The organism is Ruegeria discodermiae (assembly GCF_030758345.1).
Lineage (GTDB): Bacteria > Pseudomonadota > Alphaproteobacteria > Rhodobacterales > Rhodobacteraceae > Ruegeria_C.
This window is the reverse complement of record NZ_JAVAMO010000002.1, coordinates 61337-75648: the sequence shown is the minus strand read 5'-3', so window position 1 is coordinate 75648 and position 14312 is coordinate 61337. Positions and strand designations below refer to the sequence as shown.

Below are 14312 nucleotides of genomic sequence, written 5' to 3'. Positions count from 1 at the left end.
GGGATAACACATGAGGACTCTCATCGCCCTCTGCACCGCCTTGGCCTTTTGGGCCGGAGCGGTGTCGGCACAGAGCGACCCGGTGATCCGCGCCGCCGTCCTGAAGATCGGGACGGTGAACTGGGAACTGGCAACGATCATCGAAAACGGGCTGGACAAAAAGCATGGCTTCACGCTGGAGGTTCAGCCCTTCGCCGATAATGGTGCGACCCGTATCGCGGTCGAGGGCGATGAGGCGGACATGGCCGTTGCCGACTGGATCTGGGTCGCGCGGCAGCGGGCGGCGGGCAAGGATTACGTGTTCATTCCCTATTCCAAGGCGGTTGGCGGCGTGGTGGTGCCCGGCGACAGCACCGCGACCACCCTACAGGACCTTGCCGGTGGCAAAATTGGCATCGCGGGCGGGCCGCTGGACAAGTCCTGGCTGATCCTGCGGGCCTATGCGGCGCAGCAATACGGCATGGACCTGAAGGCCGAGACCGAACAGGTCTTTGGCGCGCCGCCGCTGATCTTCAAATCGGCGCTGGGTGGTGACTATGCCGGGGCGATCAATTTCTGGCACTTTCTGGCCAAGATGAAAGCCTCCGGCATGAAAGAGTTGATCTCGGTCGAACAGGCAGGCGCAGCACTTGGTCTTGACGCAGAAACCCCGCTATTGGGCTATTACTTCAAGGACAGTTTCCTGAGCCAACATCCCGATCTGGCGCAGAGTTTCTTTGACGCCAGCCGCGAGGCCAAGGAGTTGCTGGCCAACTCACCCGAGGCCTGGGAGGCGATCCGCCCCCGGATGAACGCCAAGACTGATGCGCAGTTCGAGCAGTTGCGCTCGGACTGGATCGCAGGCATCCCGGCGCGCGGTCCGGTGGATCAGGCAGCTGCGGACAAGATGCTGGCGCTGATGGCCGAATTGGGCGGCCCCGATCTTGTGGGCGATGCGACCTCGGTGCCAACGGGCCTGTTTGCGACCGTGGAATAGGGGCGCATGCAGGACGCGCGCCTCACGCCTGTCTTGTCGATTGCGGGTTTGCTGTCGCTTTGGGTTGTTGCCGCACTGCTGACCAATGATGCGCAAATCCTGCCGCCGCCTTGGGATCTCGTCCCGAGATTCGGTCAGGAACTGGCCTCGGGCGAGTTGCAGCGCAATCTGGGCGCGACGCTGATCCGCGTGGCCTGGGCCTTTGTGCTTGCGATGACGCTGGGCACTATGATCGGTCTGGCCATGGGCCGGTCCGATCGGGTGAACCAATGGCTCGATCCCTGGCTGGTGGTCTTTCTGAACCTGCCCGCGCTGGTGTTGATCGTGCTCTGCTACCTCTGGATCGGGCTGACCGAGGCCGCAGCCATCACCGCCGTCACGCTCAACAAGGTGCCCAATGTCGCTACCATCCTGCGCGAAGGGGGTAGGGCGCTGGACCCGGATCTGGACGCGATGGCAAAGGTCTATCGACTGTCCTGGTGGGTGCGGATGCGCCATGTGATCGCGCCGCAACTGGCCCCGTTCATCGCGGCGGCAGCTCGTTCCGGCCTGTCCCTGATCTGGAAGATCGTGCTGGTGGTTGAATTCCTCGGGCGCTCCTCGGGTGTCGGGTTTCAGATACATCTCTATTTCCAGCTCTTTGATGTCGGGATGGTGCTGGTCTATGCCCTGTCCTTCATCTGCGTGATGTTGCTGATCGAATGGTTGATCCTGCAACCGTGGGAACGGCAGGCCCGCCGATGGAGGCGCGCGTGATCCGCGTGGAAATAGAGGCCAAGCGCTTCGGCCCGACGCCGGTGCTGCGCCGCGTCGCGTTTCAGATCGCAGCGGGTGAAACGGTGGCCCTAATCGGCCCCTCGGGTATTGGTAAAACGACACTGCTGCGCCTGATCGCAGGGATCGACCGGGACTATGACGGGCATGTCGCACGACCCGACCGGCAGGCCATCGTGTTTCAGGAACCCACGCTGCTGCCCTGGCGGTCCGCGCTCGACAATCTGCTGCTGGTTCACCCGGACCTCGACCGGAACGATGCGCTCGCTGCGCTCGACCGGGTCGGGCTGGCGGGGAAAGAGACGCTTTTTCCCGGTCAGCTTTCGCTCGGCCAACAGCGCCGCTTGTCGCTGGCCCGCGCCTTTGTGGGGCGTCCCGAGTTGCTGATCATGGATGAGCCTTTTGTCTCGCTCGACAAGGACACGGCTGAAACCATGCTGTCGCTTACCGAAGACCTGATCGCACAACACCGCCCAGCCACGCTGTTTGTCACCCATGCGCAGGCCGAGGCCGAGCGGCTGGCAGATCGGGTTCTCAGTTTGAAGGCAGGACCAGACGGTGCGGTTCTGGGATAGCTCGCGCTATTCCGCAGGTTCGCGCGCCGCGCCTGGTGCAGTTCGATGGACAAAGGGCGCATCACCCTGAGCAGCATGATCGTCAGCCTGCGCCTGTAGCGCCTTGTGGTGCGGGGATTTGATGCAGACCGGATCGGTCGCACTGGCATCGCCCACGATAGCCATCGCCTGACACCGGCAACCGCCAAAATCCACGGTCTTGCGCTCGCAACTGCGACAAGGTTCGGCCATCCAGTCAGTGCCGCGATAGGCGTTGAAGGCAGAGCTATTGTGCCAAATCTCGGCCAGAGGCTTGTCCTGCACCCGATCAAAGCGCAGATGCGGGATGGATTGCGCCGCATGACACGGCAGAACCTGCCCGTCTGGGGCCACGTTCAGCCCCGTCGAGCCCCAGCCACCCATGCAGCGTTTGGGATAATCGTCGTGATAATCCGCCGGGACGTAGTCGATGACCAGCGTGCCCTTGTGAGCCTTGCGGGCGGCCTCGACCTGCCGGGTCACCGCCCGTGCCTGCGCGCGAGTCGGCATCAGCGCGTCGCGGTTTTTAAGTGCCCAGCCGTGGAACTGCACGGTTGCAACCTCGATCCGCCGCGCGCCCATCTCCAGTGCCATCTCCAGCGCGCGTTCCAATTGATGCGCGTTATGTCGGTGCAATACGAAATTCAGGGTCAGCGGAAAGCCGATCCGGTTGATCCATTCCACCGTCTGCATCTTGCGCTTGAAACCGCCACGATAGCCGCCGACACGGTCGGCCATGTCTGCATCCGTGCCCTGCAATGACAGTTGCACGTGATCGAGCCCCGCCGCATCCAACTCAGCCAGCCGCCGTTCGGTTAGACCTATGGCAGAAGTGATCAGGTTGGTATAAAGCCCCGCATCGCGCGCTGCCTGCACCAGCGTCACGAGATCGCGGCGCGATGCCGGCTCGCCGCCCGACAGGTGCAATTGCAGGACGCCAAGCGCCGCAGCCTCCTGAAACACCCGGACCCAGGTATCGGTATCCAGCTCGCTTTCCTGCAAGGCCATCTCGACCGGGTTTGAGCAGTAGGGACAGGATAGCGGACAGCGATGGGTCAGTTCGGCCAGCATCGCAATTGGCGGGGCAATTCCGGTCATGCTGTCACGTCCAGAAACCGCCTGTTGCGCAACGCATCCAGAAAGCCGGAGCTGTCCTCGGCGATCTGATCGACGGGGGCATCATATTTCTCAGAGAGAGCGCGGGTGATCTGCCCAAAGCTGCGCGCGCCATCCACCTCGCTCAGGATCGCGTGGCCGATCTGGTCCAGCGTCACGGCGCGTTCCGGTGCCAGCAGAACCCATTTCTCGCGCACCTTGTCAAAGTGCAGACGCACGCCACGGGGCAGGGCGGGAACCTCTTGCGCCAACATCACGAGGCCTGCCGCATGAGCAACCCGGTCCCCGGCTGCCATGCGCCCGGCGGGATGCGCGCGGGCTCCACGTAAGCCCCCCAAAGTGCATCCAGTTGCGACCAGAGAATATCAGTCTTGAAGATCAGCGCCTTGGCAGCGGCGTCCTGTTTCTCGGCTGTGTCAGCATGATCCAATACCCAGGCCAACCCAAAAGCCACATCCTTGGGCGCTTCTTTCAGGCGGGTTTTGAAGTAAGAAAGCGAACTGTCATCAGCAAAATCGTAATGCTGCAGCAAACCTTCGATGCGGTTGGCATGAATCTTAGGCGCGAAAAGCTCAGTCAGCGAGGCAGCCACGGCCTCAAGCAGGGTCTTCTCCCGCACAAACCGAACATAGGCATCGACGGCGAATTTGGTCGCGGGCAGCACCCCTTCGCAAGAGGCGACGTAGTCGGGGTCCAGTCCCACCGCCTCGGCCAGACGCAGCCAGCGCCGGATGCCGCCCTCGTTTTCGGCGGTGCCGTCATGGTCTTCAATACGAGAGCGCCATTGACGGCGCAACGCGGGGTCTTCGACCCGTGACATGAAGGCGGCGTCCTTCATCGGGATGGAATGTTGATAGTAATAGCGGTTGATGACCCAAGCGCGTACCTCATCCGGGGAGCAAGCGCCGCCATGCAGCCGGTGATGGAACGGGTGCAGATCGTGATAACGTTCCGCACCGATCTGGCGCAGCCTTGCCTCGAATGCATCGCGGCTCGGAGTCGGGGTTTGGGTCATAGCGTGATCTCCATTCCGTCCTGCCCGATGGTCCATCCTGCGGCGCGGGCCTGCGCACCCTCGTCGCTGTCGGGTCGCAGAACGGGGTTGGTGTTGTTCATATGCACAAAAACTTTCCGAGCGATGTCGATATCCGAAAAGGCCGCGATCGACCCGTCGGGGCTGTCCATCGACATATGCCCCATGCGCTTGCCGGTCTTCTGGCTTAGCCCGGCGCGCACCATCTCGTCATCGGTCCAGAGGGTACCATCAAAAAAGAGCAAATCCGCCCCCTTGAGACGGTCCCGCAACTCCGGCGTCAGAGCGGCACATCCGGGGATGTAATACGCGGTGCTGTCCTGTGATTGCAGCGCGACACCAACCGTCTGTTCGCCGATCATATCGGTCTGCACGGTCTCGCCCTCCAAGTATAGCGGCACCTTGCCCGGAACCGGAAACAGGGTCGCGATCAGACCGGGCACAAGTTCAAATGGTTTATCCAGGGCAATGGATACCCGATCCACAACCGCGCTGTTCAAGGCTTCAAAAATCGGGTTCTCTGCCAGCACCTCATGGATGCCCGCCGTCGCGAATAGTTTGAAAGCCTGCATTTCCCTGAGCGTCAATAAACCCGCCACATGGTCGATATCACCATTGGTGACCAGTACTGACGACAGGGGAAGCTGCCGCAAGCCAGTTGGAAAGAGAGAGGGGGCCTGCGACAGCTGGATACGGATATCCGGAGACGCGTTCAGGACGGCCCAGTTCAGGCCGTCCACAGTAACTGCGAGTGACGATTGGGTTTGAGCCGGAATTTTCCCGGCCCGAGCCAAGTTACAATTGTCGCACCCGCAATTCCACTGGGGCAATCCACCACCGGCAGCAGCCCCAAGTATGCGCGCGCGCAACGTCATGTCAGACTTGGCGCTGCAACCGCGATCAGATCAGGCCTTCGCGCTCTTCATCGCTGTCGGGGCCATACATGTTGATTTCCATACCGCACTCGATTTCGCGGATGATGGGCTTGGTCCATGCCATTTGCGTTTCCTCCTGACTGACATAAATTTCCTGATCAGACTGGCAGCTATCGGGTTTTCACGCGAATCTTAATTTATAAGAGCGGCCTAGACTTTGGTCTGTATTCAGTCGCTTTCGTGAACCGGTAGGCGCCCCTCAAGGCAGAATCCCTGGTTGCGCAGTGTTTTGATTTCAAAGCCGAAATCCTCTGCCGAGAGCTTCTTGCGGAGATACCCGATATAAACATCGACCACGTTTTCGTTACTTGAGCCTTCGCCCAGCCAGAGCGTGTCGAAGATGTCGCCGCGCGGGATCGGCTGACCGGCGTTGCGGGTCAAAAGCGCCAGCAGCGCAAACTCGCGTTCGGTGAGTGTGACGCTGGCATCACCTGCGCTAACGGTTCTGGATTCGGGAATAATCCTAGCCGGTTCGGGGCGTTGCGCTTGGGCGCGCTGTTCCTGCACCCGCAGCCGTGCAACCAGCTCGTCGAAGCTGAAGGGTTTGACGACATAGTCATCCGCGCCCGCTTCCAGACCCGCAGCGCGGTCTTCGACATCCGACAGCGCCGAGAGCATCAGGATCGGCAGCGCAACGCCACTGGCCCGGGCCGCCCGAACCAGATCAATACCGCTATCAGCCCCCAGCATCACATCCACGATGGCCCCGGCAAACTCCTCGCGTTGCAGCCGTTCAAGCGCTTTGTCAGCCCGGTTTTCCGCCTCGGCCGCGTAGCCATGCAGAGTCAGCCCCCGCACCAGCGCCGAGGTGATCTTTGGATCGTCATCGATAATCAGTAACCGGCTTGCCATATGTGCAGTCTAGGCCTCTGCAATGGGTAAGCGAAGGGCGACATTTGTCCCGGCTGCGCGGCCCAGAGCCATGGCGCGCGGCACGGGGCTGGTTAGCGTGATGGTGCCGTCATGCGCTTCGACCACCCAGCGGGCAAGCGCAAGCCCGACGCCAAAGCCTTGCGTATTGCCAGCACCGCCCTGAACAAAACGCTCAAAGATCGTGTCCTGATCAATTGCTGCTATGCCAGGACCGTTATCCGTAAGGGATATTTCGACCATGCTGTCGTTTTGCTGCGCATTGAGCGCGATCTCGACACCGTCGCGCGCATGGCGAATGGCGTTGCGGATCAGGCTGGCTAGGACCTGTCGAATCCAGTTTGGATCGCAGAGCATTTTGATCTCGGGAATGTTCTCGACCGTCAGGTGCATACCCGCGTTGTCGATCTCGGCCTGCACTTCCTCGGTCACCGCGCCGATCAGGTCGCGCAGCGCCACGGCCTCCGGTTCCAGCGCCAGCTGTCCGCTATCAGAGCGCGCCACCCGGAGCAGATCGTCAATTCGCCGGTTCAGCTTGGCGGCGCTGGTTTCGATGGTGGAAAACGCATCCGGTGCGTTCTGGGTGTCCTGCCGCCCGATCTGCGCCTCCATCATGATCACGGTGAGGGGGGTGCGCAATTCGTGGCTGACATCGGCAAAGAAGCGGCGGCGGTTTTCGTCGATCTTGGCAAGCGTCGTGTTTGCTGTGCGTAACTCCTCGGTGCGCAGGGCGATGGTTTCGTTCAACCGCGCCCATTCCGCCTCCACGTCTGCTTGCCGGTCCGACAGCGCTCCGGCCATGCGGTTTGTCTCATGATAAAGCCGCCCAATCTCATCGTTGCGCGTTGTCGGCAGTGCAACGGTGAAATCGGCCCGTCCGATCTGAAGGGCCGCGTCATGAAGCCGATCCAGCCGCCTGAATTGCGGGCGGATCAAACCGAAATAGAACCAGCCGGTGGACAGAATCGCCAGACCCGCAAATCCCAGAGCGGCCCAGGTCAATGTACGGCGCAGCTTTTCGATCCCCGACAGGATCGTGTTGCGGAACACCATTTCGGTATTCACCGCCTGGCTAAGCAGCGGATCAAAACCCGAGGCAAAGGCATCTATATGAGCGCGCAGGCGCGCGCGGTCACTCTCGTCGCTGGCAAGCCCGCGCAGGGTGTTATCCAGCAGCGCCTCCATCCTGGCAAGGCCCAGCGATTGGGTGCCGTAGCGGGACTGTTCATCGAGGCCGAGAGCGCTGACAGAGGCAACAGCCTGTTCCACATCCTCGCGCAATTGCCCGAATGTGGCGCGTATGCGATCGCTGACCGGGGCCAGCCGGTCGACCCGGATGTCGGTCGGCTGGTCGGTTTGAATCGACTCGGTAGCGATCACCAGAAAGGTCGCCGCCTGTGTCGACAGGGCCGCGTAGCGCGCCATCCGTGTTTCAGAGGCCAGCGCGGTCTCCAACCGGTTGGAAACGGTCTGCATGCCAAGATAGAGAATTGCGGCGATCAACAGTGTACCAAGGCCAAGAACCACCGCACCAAGGCCCAGCCGGGCTTTCAGCGAAACGGCGCGTTTGCGTGTTTCTGAGCCATCGCCCTGCATCGCGCTCAGGTCTTCCGCTTCATCAACCCGCGCGCAGGGTCATAGCCCCAGACGGCGGCGGCGCAGAGGATGATCGTGCAGGTCACGACCCACAAAAGCGCGATCCAGTTGATCTGCAGGTAGAGCAGAAAACGGATCAGCTCGACCACATGCGTGAACGGGTTCAGCGCGCAGATGTCGCGCAAAAGCGGCGAGCTTTCGGCCATTTTCCACAGCGGATAAAGCGCCGAGGACAGGAAAAACATCGGAAAGATGACAAAGTTCATCACCCCTGCGAAGTTTTCCAACTGCTTGATGAAGCTTGACAAAACCAGCCCCAGCGCGCCAAGCATCAGACCTCCCAGAACCAGTCCGGGCAGCACCGTCACATAGCCCAGCGGAGGCATGGTGATACCAAAGAGCCCTGCCAGCGCCAGAAAGGTATAAACCTGCAGGATCGAGATCGCGGTCGAACCCAGCAGGCGGCAGAACAAGAGCCACCAGCGCGGAAACGGGCTGGTTAGCAGCAGCCGCATCGAGCCCATCTCGCGATCATAAACAAGGCTGAGCGAGCTTTGCATGCCGTTGAACAGCAGCACCATCGCGCAAAGGCCCGGCACGATATAGGTCTCGTAGGTGATATACGTCTGATAGGGCGGGATGATCGACAGACCAAGTGCGGCGCGAAAGCCTGCGGCGAAGATCAATAGCCACACCATGGGCCGTACAAGGGCGGCGATAAACCGTTCGCGCTGATGGATGAAGCGCAGGAACTCACGCCCCATGATCGCGCGGGCGACGCCCCAGAAGCCACTCATGCGGGCACCTCGGTTTGCGACAGGAACCAGTTCGACAGCGGCTTGTCGCCCCGCAGATCGCCGGTCTGGCCAGCGGCGAGGATCTGGCCATGATGCAGGACAAGCAATTGGTCGGCATCGCGCACCTCGTCCGTCAGGTGCGTGGCCCAGAGCACGCAGAGCCCCTGATCGGCCAGATCATGCACGTGATCAGTGATCGATTGGCGTGCGGCGGCATCGAGCCCAACAGTCGGTTCGTCCAGCAGCAGCACCTTTGGCTCATGCAGCAGCGCGCGGGCCAGCTCCATCCGACGCCGGTGCCCGCCATTCAGCGCGCGGACCTTTTCGCCCGCCCGCTCGCGCATCCCCAGACGGTCAAGCGCGGCATCGATACGCGCCTGCGTCTGTGAGCGAGGCAAACCGTGCAAGGCAGCGAAATAGGCCATGTTCTGGCGTACCGTCAGGCTCAGATCGAGCGTTGGTTGCTGGAACACAACACCAAGATCAGCCAGCGCCCGCCTTGGGTGCTGTCGCAGATCATGCCCGGCGATGCGAATATCCACCTGAGGTGCAACAAGCAGATGGGTCAGCAGCGACACCAGTGTGGATTTGCCCGCCCCGTTTGGCCCGAGCAACGCGCAGAACCGACCGGGTGCCACCTCGAACGAGATCGCATCCAGCGCCACCTTAGACCCGTAGCGAAAGCTCAGGTCGCGCACCTCAAGGCCCTGTCTTGTCTCATCCGCAGTTTGCGCGTCAGGCACGTCTTGCTCCGCCGTGGTATCCAGATCTTGGCCAGCTTGCCCGCTCGGCCCGGGTTTCTCAACCGCCCAGCGCGTAGGCAAGTCGCGACTTAAGTATACGGAGCCTCACTGATTTGTTATGCCTTGCTATAGCACGGTGCCGGTTAGACTATCGCCGAGCGAAAGATCGGAGGGTCCCGGTATCGGAGGAACAGCCATGCCATTGCGTCGGCGCGATGTGATGCGGGTGAGTGTCGGGGCATTGGTTGCTCTGACCGTACCGGCGCGCGCGCAGCAGCTTCTTGTGATGCAGCAGGATGCAACGCTTGACGAGGTCATCGTTGCCTTCACCGACGGTGCACCGATTGCAGAGGGTAGCATGTCGCTGAGCTTGCCGGATGTGGCAGAGGATGGCTACCGCGTGCCGGTCGCAATCGAGGCACCCCAAGCCGAAGAGGCCGTGTTGATCGCGCCGGGCAACCCGGTTGTGCCGGTTCTGAAAATACGCTTCGGACCACTGGCGGGGTCGCAGAAACTGTCAACCCGGATGCGATTGGCGCAGACCCAGGATGTTCTGGCACTGGCGCGGATGCCGGGTGGGACCGTTGCGCAGGACACGCAGCCGGTCTCCGTCATTGTCGGCGGCTGCGCCTGATCGGAGGAGGTGAACATGGCGGCAGGCGTGAAAACGCGGGTCAAACTGCCCAAACAGGTCCGGGAAGGTGACGTGATCACAATCAAGACACTGATCACACATCGGATGGAGTCCGGGCATCGGCTGGATGCGCAGGGCGCGCCTATTCCGCGCTCCATCATCCATCGGTTTCACTGCACATTCGAGGGCGAGACTGTTGTCGATCTTGAGATCGGGCCCGGCATCTCGACCAATCCGTTTTTTGAGTTTCAGGCCCGTGTGCCGGGACCCGGCGTATTCACCTTTGCCTGGCATGACGATGATGGCGCGATCTACACCGACAGCCGGGCGATCTCGGTGATCTGAGGGGCGCGACCAAGGTGTCGGTTCAGATCGCGCAGCGAATTGAGGACAGTGGGCGCAGGTTTGCTATGGAACGGAGATGTTCACGACGCGGGTTAACCATCATAGCCATCACGGTTGCGCTGCCGGTGTACATGGCGTTTGCAGAGGAGCTGCCGCCAGAAATTCTTGCGATCAAGGGCGACGTTGCCTGGGGCGAATACCTGTCTGGGGAATGCGTGACCTGTCACAGCGCGCAAGGTGCAGAGGGCGGGATTCCCAGGATCGCGGGCCGCGATACCGAAGATATCGTGGTCGCGATGCATGCCTATAAGCAGAACCAGCGGGTGCATCCCATCATGCAGATGCTGGCGGGCCGCCTGAGCACCGAAGAGATCGCGGCATTGGCCGCTTATTTCAATACCCTCGACTGAGGGGACCATAGGGGAGGACGCAGCATGGCATTGAATCGCAGAACCTTTCTAGGCGCAAGCGCGGCTGCGACGGGCGCGCTATCTGCGCCCTACGTACTGGCCGAAGGCAGAGGAAAGCCTCGGGTGCTGGTGATCGGCGGCGGGGCCGGCGGCGCCACCGCAGCGCGGTACATCGCCAAGGATAGCGAAGGCGCGGTCGACGTGACACTGGTCGAACCCTCGCGCACCTATTTCAGCTGCTTCTTTTCCAACCTCTATCTGGGCGGGCTGAAAACGATCGACGATATCGGCCACACCTATGGCACACTGGCCGCCGATCATGGGATCAATGTGGTGCATGACTGGGCCGTGGGCGTGGATGGCACGGCCAAGACCGTCAGACTCGCGGGTGGGGCGGTTCTGCCCTATGACAAGCTGATCCTGGCGCCGGGCATTGACTTCGTCGACGGCTCGGTACCCGGCTGGGATGTCTCGGCCCAGAACAAGATGCCCCATGCCTACAAGGCCGGATCGCAATCAGAACTGCTCAAGGCGCAGATCGCTGCGATGCCCGAGGGCGGAATCTATGCCATGGTTGCCCCGCCCAACCCCTATCGCTGCCCGCCGGGACCGTATGAGAGGGTCTCGATGGTGGCGCATGTGCTGAAAGCGTCAAACTCTACAGCCAAGATCATCATCGCCGATCCCAAGCCCAAATTCTCGAAAATGGCGCTTTTCGAGGAAGGCTGGGCCAATCACTACCCCGGTATGATCGACTGGATCGGTGAGGATTTCGGGGGCGGTATCGTCTCGGTCGATCCCGACCGCATGGTGCTGACAATTGACGGTGAAGAGACCAAGGTTGATGCCTGTAATGTGATCCCGGCGATGAAGGCGGGGCGGATCGCTGAACTGGCGGGCGTGACCGAGGGCAATTGGGCCCCGGTGAACGCAGCAGACATGTCATCGAAAGTCGATCCCAATATCTATGTGCTGGGTGATGCCTGCCAGCAGGGCGATATGCCGAAATCGGGTTTCTCGGCCAATTCGCAGGCCAAGGTCTGCGCGAATGCGGTACGTGGGACGCTGACCGGATCAAGGGTGTTTCCGGCCAAATACGCCAATACCTGTTGGTCCCTGATTGCCGAAAATGACGGCGTCAAGGTCGGGGCAACCTATGAGCCGACCGAAGAGAAAATCGCCCGCGTGGACGGATTCATCAGCCAAACCGGTGAGACCATCGACATCCGCAAGGCAACATTTGAGGAATCCGAGAGCTGGTATGACGCGATCACTGCCGACATGTTCAGCTAGCGGAAAGCGCACCGGGGCGGGGGCTTCAGTCTTCGCTTAGCAGGCTGGACAGTTTCAATGCCGCCGATTTCAGCTGTTCGACATGGGCGACAGCGCCTGTCAGGCTGAGCCGCTGCTCGGGCGCATGTACCGACAGGGTCGAAACTAAGCGGCCATTGCCTTCATGGATCGGCACGGCAACGGCGATCATGCCCTCCATAAACTCGCTATTGTCGGTGGAATAGCCACGTTCGCGGATCTCGAGGACCTCTGTGATCAGTTGTTCAGGGTCTGTGACCGTCAGTGCTGTTCTGGCTTCCAAATCGGTGGACATGGCATAGCTGCGCAAATGCCGACGATCGAGGCTGCTGAGATACATCTTGCCGCTGGCGGTGCAGTAGAACGGCACGCGCGTGCCCACGGGAAGTTGGATGCGCAGCGGCCATTTGGTTTCGACCCGGTCGAGATAGACCATCGCATCGCGATCCGGGATCGCTATGTTGCAGGTCTCGCCGATCTCCTCGGCCAATTGCTTAAGAATGGCCAGCCGCGCGGTCCTGATCCGCAGTGAAGACAGGATGCCAGTGGACATCTTGCGCAAACGAAGGCCGGGGGAATACCCCCGGCCGTCAATCTCGCGTTGGATGAAACCCTCTTGTTCCAGCGTTGTAAACAACCGGTGGATCGTGGGCTTCGGCAGTCCGAGGCGCTGATTCACCTCTGTTGGTGTAACGGGAACTCCGGCCTCGGCCATCGCCTCAAGTACCAGGAGCAGCCGCAGATTCGTGGGAATTGCCCCGTCTTTACCACCAGTATCCAATAGGCCGTCCACTTGCTTGGCTCACATACCTCGTCTTAGCCCGATGGGATCAGGATCGTCGACAGGATAGGTGTCAGCGCGACGATGATCCAGACCGACAGCAGGGCAAACAGATAGGGCACCGTGTAGCGCAACAAGCGGAAATAGGGAACGCCCGTCACCCCGGATGCGACATAAAGGTTGAGCCCATAGGGTGGCGTAATGAAACCAATCGATGCGCCAACCAGGAAAATCACCCCGAACTGGACCGGCTCAACCCCCACCGAATGGGCGATCGGCGCTAGAATGGGGGCGAGGATGATCGTCACCGGCAGGCTTTCAAGCACCATGCCTGCGACAAACACGATCGCCATCGAGGTGAACAGCACCGCATAGTAGCCGCCCATGCCGCGCACGAAATCGCCGATGAACTGCTGAGCACCCAGCACCGAAAGGATTTGCTGCATCACCACCGAGACTGCAATCAGCGGCGCCAGAATGCCCGCGATTTGCGCCGAACGCATGGTGATCGAGGGTAGCTCCAGCGGGCCAAAGCCCTTGACCACAAGGTATTCGGAAACACCCCGCTCGCTGAAGTCGCGATCTTCGGAAGGTGAGCCCATCAGCTTGTAGATCGGAAGGCTGAGGAATCCCACGATGATACAGAAACCCACGGTCACGCCCGCCGCTTCAGTGGGGGAGAACTTGCCGGTATAGATACCCCAGAGCACCAGTCCGATGGCGAAAAAGCCAAGCCATGCACCAACCGCCGTCTTAAAGACGCGACCGAATTGCAGCTTGATCAGATAACCCCAGCCGTTCTTGGTGCAGATGACAAACGCGACCAGCATCATGGCGCCCACCATCATCGCGCCGGGAATGATACCTGCCACGAAAAGCTCGGAAATCGGCAGGTTCAGCAGGAAGCCGTAGACGATGAAGATTATCGAGGGCGGGATGATGATCCCAACCGTACCGCCCGCAGCGGCGGTCGCCGCCGAGAAGCGCTCGTCATAGCCGCCTTTGACCATTTCAGGGTGCAGCATCGAACCAATGGTGGCCGTTGTGGCCGAGTTCGAGCCGGAGATGGCGGCAAACAGACCGCAGGCCCCGAGGCTTGCCATGGCCAGGCCACCACGCAGCCAGCCGAGGCAGGAATAAGCGAAATCGCTGAGCCTGCGAGCAATGCCGGAGCGGTTGATCAGGTCACCGGTCAGAATGAAGAGCGGCATCGCCAGCAGGGCGAAGCCGTCGGTGAACACATCCGCCAGCGCGGCCCCGGTATTGATGAGGGGCAGGCCAAGCACAAAGCTCATCCCGATCACCCAATATCCGATCACCAGAAAGACCGGGACACCCAGCATGAATAGGAAGGTGACCCCAATCGAAATAATCGTAATCCAGTTTCCATCAGTCATG

18 protein-coding genes are annotated in these 14312 nt (G+C 60.9%); 7 read left to right on the top strand and 11 right to left on the bottom strand.

Going from position 1 to position 14312, the window contains the following annotated elements; all coding sequences use genetic code 11:
• Positions 1 to 10: 10 nt before the first annotated feature.
• Genes Q5Y75_RS07370 through Q5Y75_RS07360 form a run of 3 tightly spaced genes read left to right on the top strand, consistent with a single transcriptional unit; the run spans position 11 to position 2325 of the window.
• The gene (locus tag Q5Y75_RS07370) at positions 11 to 976 is read left to right on the top strand and encodes an ABC transporter substrate-binding protein (RefSeq protein ID WP_306195841.1); all 966 of its coding nucleotides are present in this window, start codon (positions 11 to 13) and stop codon (positions 974 to 976) included.
• 6 nt (positions 977 to 982) lie between these two features.
• Positions 983 to 1732: an ABC transporter permease gene (locus Q5Y75_RS07365; protein WP_306195840.1), complete on the top strand. Its 750-nt coding sequence runs from the start codon at positions 983 to 985 to the stop codon at positions 1730 to 1732.
• The gene (locus Q5Y75_RS07360) at positions 1729 to 2325 is read left to right on the top strand and encodes an ABC transporter ATP-binding protein (protein ID WP_306195838.1); all 597 of its coding nucleotides are present in this window, start codon (positions 1729 to 1731) and stop codon (positions 2323 to 2325) included. The genes Q5Y75_RS07365 and Q5Y75_RS07360 overlap by 4 nt, the downstream gene beginning before the upstream one ends.
• A 6-nt stretch (positions 2326 to 2331) precedes the next feature.
• Here Q5Y75_RS07360 and pqqE read toward each other — a convergent pair whose 3' ends face one another.
• The 9 genes from pqqE to pedB form a co-directional block, all read right to left on the bottom strand.
• A complete protein-coding gene (pqqE, locus tag Q5Y75_RS07355; protein ID WP_306195836.1) occupies positions 2332 to 3441 on the bottom strand; it encodes a pyrroloquinoline quinone biosynthesis protein PqqE in 1110 nt (369 codons plus the stop codon).
• Positions 3438 to 3713: a pyrroloquinoline quinone biosynthesis peptide chaperone PqqD gene (gene pqqD, locus Q5Y75_RS07350; protein WP_306195834.1), complete on the bottom strand. Its 276-nt coding sequence runs from the start codon at positions 3711 to 3713 to the stop codon at positions 3438 to 3440. Before pqqD ends, pqqE begins: the two co-directional genes overlap by 4 nt.
• Positions 3713 to 4474 (bottom strand): pyrroloquinoline-quinone synthase PqqC, encoded by a 762-nt coding sequence (pqqC, locus tag Q5Y75_RS07345; RefSeq protein WP_306195832.1) that lies wholly within the window; start codon positions 4472 to 4474, stop codon positions 3713 to 3715. The genes pqqD and pqqC overlap by 1 nt, the downstream gene beginning before the upstream one ends.
• A complete protein-coding gene (gene pqqB / locus Q5Y75_RS07340) occupies positions 4471 to 5367 on the bottom strand; it encodes a pyrroloquinoline quinone biosynthesis protein PqqB (RefSeq protein ID WP_306195830.1) in 897 nt (298 codons plus the stop codon). The genes pqqC and pqqB overlap by 4 nt, the downstream gene beginning before the upstream one ends.
• Positions 5368 to 5392: 25 nt before the next feature.
• Positions 5393 to 5491: a pyrroloquinoline quinone precursor peptide PqqA gene (pqqA, locus tag Q5Y75_RS07335; RefSeq protein WP_306195828.1), complete on the bottom strand. Its 99-nt coding sequence runs from the start codon at positions 5489 to 5491 to the stop codon at positions 5393 to 5395.
• A 104-nt stretch (positions 5492 to 5595) separates the two neighbouring features.
• Entirely contained in the window at positions 5596 to 6279 is a 684-nt protein-coding gene (locus Q5Y75_RS07330; protein WP_306195826.1) for a response regulator transcription factor, read from the bottom strand.
• Positions 6280 to 6288: 9 nt separating this feature from the next.
• On the bottom strand, positions 6289 to 7893 hold the full coding sequence (locus Q5Y75_RS07325) for a sensor histidine kinase (RefSeq protein ID WP_306195824.1): 1605 nt from the start codon (positions 7891 to 7893) through the stop codon (positions 6289 to 6291).
• A 5-nt stretch (positions 7894 to 7898) separates the two neighbouring features.
• A complete protein-coding gene (pedC, locus tag Q5Y75_RS07320; protein ID WP_306195822.1) occupies positions 7899 to 8690 on the bottom strand; it encodes a lanthanide ABC transporter permease protein PedC in 792 nt (263 codons plus the stop codon).
• Positions 8687 to 9433: a lanthanide ABC transporter ATP-binding protein PedB/LutE gene (gene pedB / locus Q5Y75_RS07315; RefSeq protein WP_306195820.1), complete on the bottom strand. Its 747-nt coding sequence runs from the start codon at positions 9431 to 9433 to the stop codon at positions 8687 to 8689. Before pedB ends, pedC begins: the two co-directional genes overlap by 4 nt.
• Positions 9434 to 9629: 196 nt before the next feature.
• Here pedB and Q5Y75_RS07310 point away from each other — a divergent pair, with 196 nt between their 5' ends.
• The 4 genes from Q5Y75_RS07310 (at position 9630) to Q5Y75_RS07295 (ending at position 12115) form a co-directional block, all read left to right on the top strand.
• Positions 9630 to 10067, top strand: coding sequence for a thiosulfate oxidation carrier protein SoxY (locus tag Q5Y75_RS07310; RefSeq protein ID WP_306195818.1), 438 nt, complete (start codon positions 9630 to 9632; stop codon positions 10065 to 10067).
• Positions 10068 to 10082: 15 nt separating this feature from the next.
• Positions 10083 to 10412 (top strand): thiosulfate oxidation carrier complex protein SoxZ, encoded by a 330-nt coding sequence (gene soxZ / locus Q5Y75_RS07305; RefSeq protein WP_306195816.1) that lies wholly within the window; start codon positions 10083 to 10085, stop codon positions 10410 to 10412.
• Positions 10413 to 10543: 131 nt separating this feature from the next.
• On the top strand, positions 10544 to 10822 hold the full coding sequence (locus Q5Y75_RS07300; RefSeq protein WP_306195814.1) for a c-type cytochrome: 279 nt from the start codon (positions 10544 to 10546) through the stop codon (positions 10820 to 10822).
• 24 nt (positions 10823 to 10846) lie between these two features.
• Positions 10847 to 12115: an NAD(P)/FAD-dependent oxidoreductase gene (locus tag Q5Y75_RS07295; RefSeq protein WP_306195812.1), complete on the top strand. Its 1269-nt coding sequence runs from the start codon at positions 10847 to 10849 to the stop codon at positions 12113 to 12115.
• A 25-nt stretch (positions 12116 to 12140) separates the two neighbouring features.
• Here the strand turns inward: Q5Y75_RS07295 and Q5Y75_RS07290 are convergent, their stop codons facing one another.
• Both Q5Y75_RS07290 and Q5Y75_RS07285 read right to left on the bottom strand, forming a co-directional pair.
• Positions 12141 to 12926, bottom strand: a complete 786-nt coding sequence (locus tag Q5Y75_RS07290; protein WP_306195811.1) for an IclR family transcriptional regulator — start codon at positions 12924 to 12926, stop codon at positions 12141 to 12143.
• A gap of 23 nt (positions 12927 to 12949) precedes the next feature.
• On the bottom strand, positions 12950 to 14311 hold the full coding sequence (locus Q5Y75_RS07285; protein WP_306195810.1) for a TRAP transporter large permease: 1362 nt from the start codon (positions 14309 to 14311) through the stop codon (positions 12950 to 12952).
• Position 14312: the final 1 nt, after the last annotated feature.

Excerpts from the sequence above, each read along its gene's own strand:
- pqqE (WP_306195836.1), bottom strand. The coding sequence starts at position 3,441 with ATGACCGGAATTGCCCCGCCAATTGCGATGCTGGCCGAACTGACCCAT.
- Q5Y75_RS07325 (WP_306195824.1), bottom strand. The coding sequence starts at position 7,893 with ATGCAGGGCGATGGCTCAGAAACACGCAAACGCGCCGTTTCGCTGAAA.
- Q5Y75_RS07370 (WP_306195841.1), top strand. The coding sequence starts at position 11 with ATGAGGACTCTCATCGCCCTCTGCACCGCCTTGGCCTTTTGGGCCGGA.
- Q5Y75_RS07295 (WP_306195812.1), top strand. The coding sequence starts at position 10,847 with ATGGCATTGAATCGCAGAACCTTTCTAGGCGCAAGCGCGGCTGCGACG.
- pqqC (WP_306195832.1), bottom strand. The coding sequence starts at position 4,474 with ATGACCCAAACCCCGACTCCGAGCCGCGATGCATTCGAGGCAAGGCTG.
- Q5Y75_RS07300 (WP_306195814.1), top strand. The coding sequence starts at position 10,544 with ATGGCGTTTGCAGAGGAGCTGCCGCCAGAAATTCTTGCGATCAAGGGC.
- pqqD (WP_306195834.1), bottom strand. The coding sequence starts at position 3,713 with ATGTTGGCGCAAGAGGTTCCCGCCCTGCCCCGTGGCGTGCGTCTGCAC.
- soxZ (WP_306195816.1), top strand. The coding sequence starts at position 10,083 with ATGGCGGCAGGCGTGAAAACGCGGGTCAAACTGCCCAAACAGGTCCGG.
- pedC (WP_306195822.1), bottom strand. The coding sequence starts at position 8,690 with ATGAGTGGCTTCTGGGGCGTCGCCCGCGCGATCATGGGGCGTGAGTTC.
- Q5Y75_RS07285 (WP_306195810.1), bottom strand. The coding sequence starts at position 14,311 with ATGACTGATGGAAACTGGATTACGATTATTTCGATTGGGGTCACCTTC.
- Q5Y75_RS07330 (WP_306195826.1), bottom strand. The coding sequence starts at position 6,279 with ATGGCAAGCCGGTTACTGATTATCGATGACGATCCAAAGATCACCTCG.
- Q5Y75_RS07310 (WP_306195818.1), top strand. The coding sequence starts at position 9,630 with ATGCCATTGCGTCGGCGCGATGTGATGCGGGTGAGTGTCGGGGCATTG.
- pqqB (WP_306195830.1), bottom strand. The coding sequence starts at position 5,367 with ATGACGTTGCGCGCGCGCATACTTGGGGCTGCTGCCGGTGGTGGATTG.
- pqqA (WP_306195828.1), bottom strand. The coding sequence starts at position 5,491 with ATGGCATGGACCAAGCCCATCATCCGCGAAATCGAGTGCGGTATGGAA.
- Q5Y75_RS07365 (WP_306195840.1), top strand. The coding sequence starts at position 983 with ATGCAGGACGCGCGCCTCACGCCTGTCTTGTCGATTGCGGGTTTGCTG.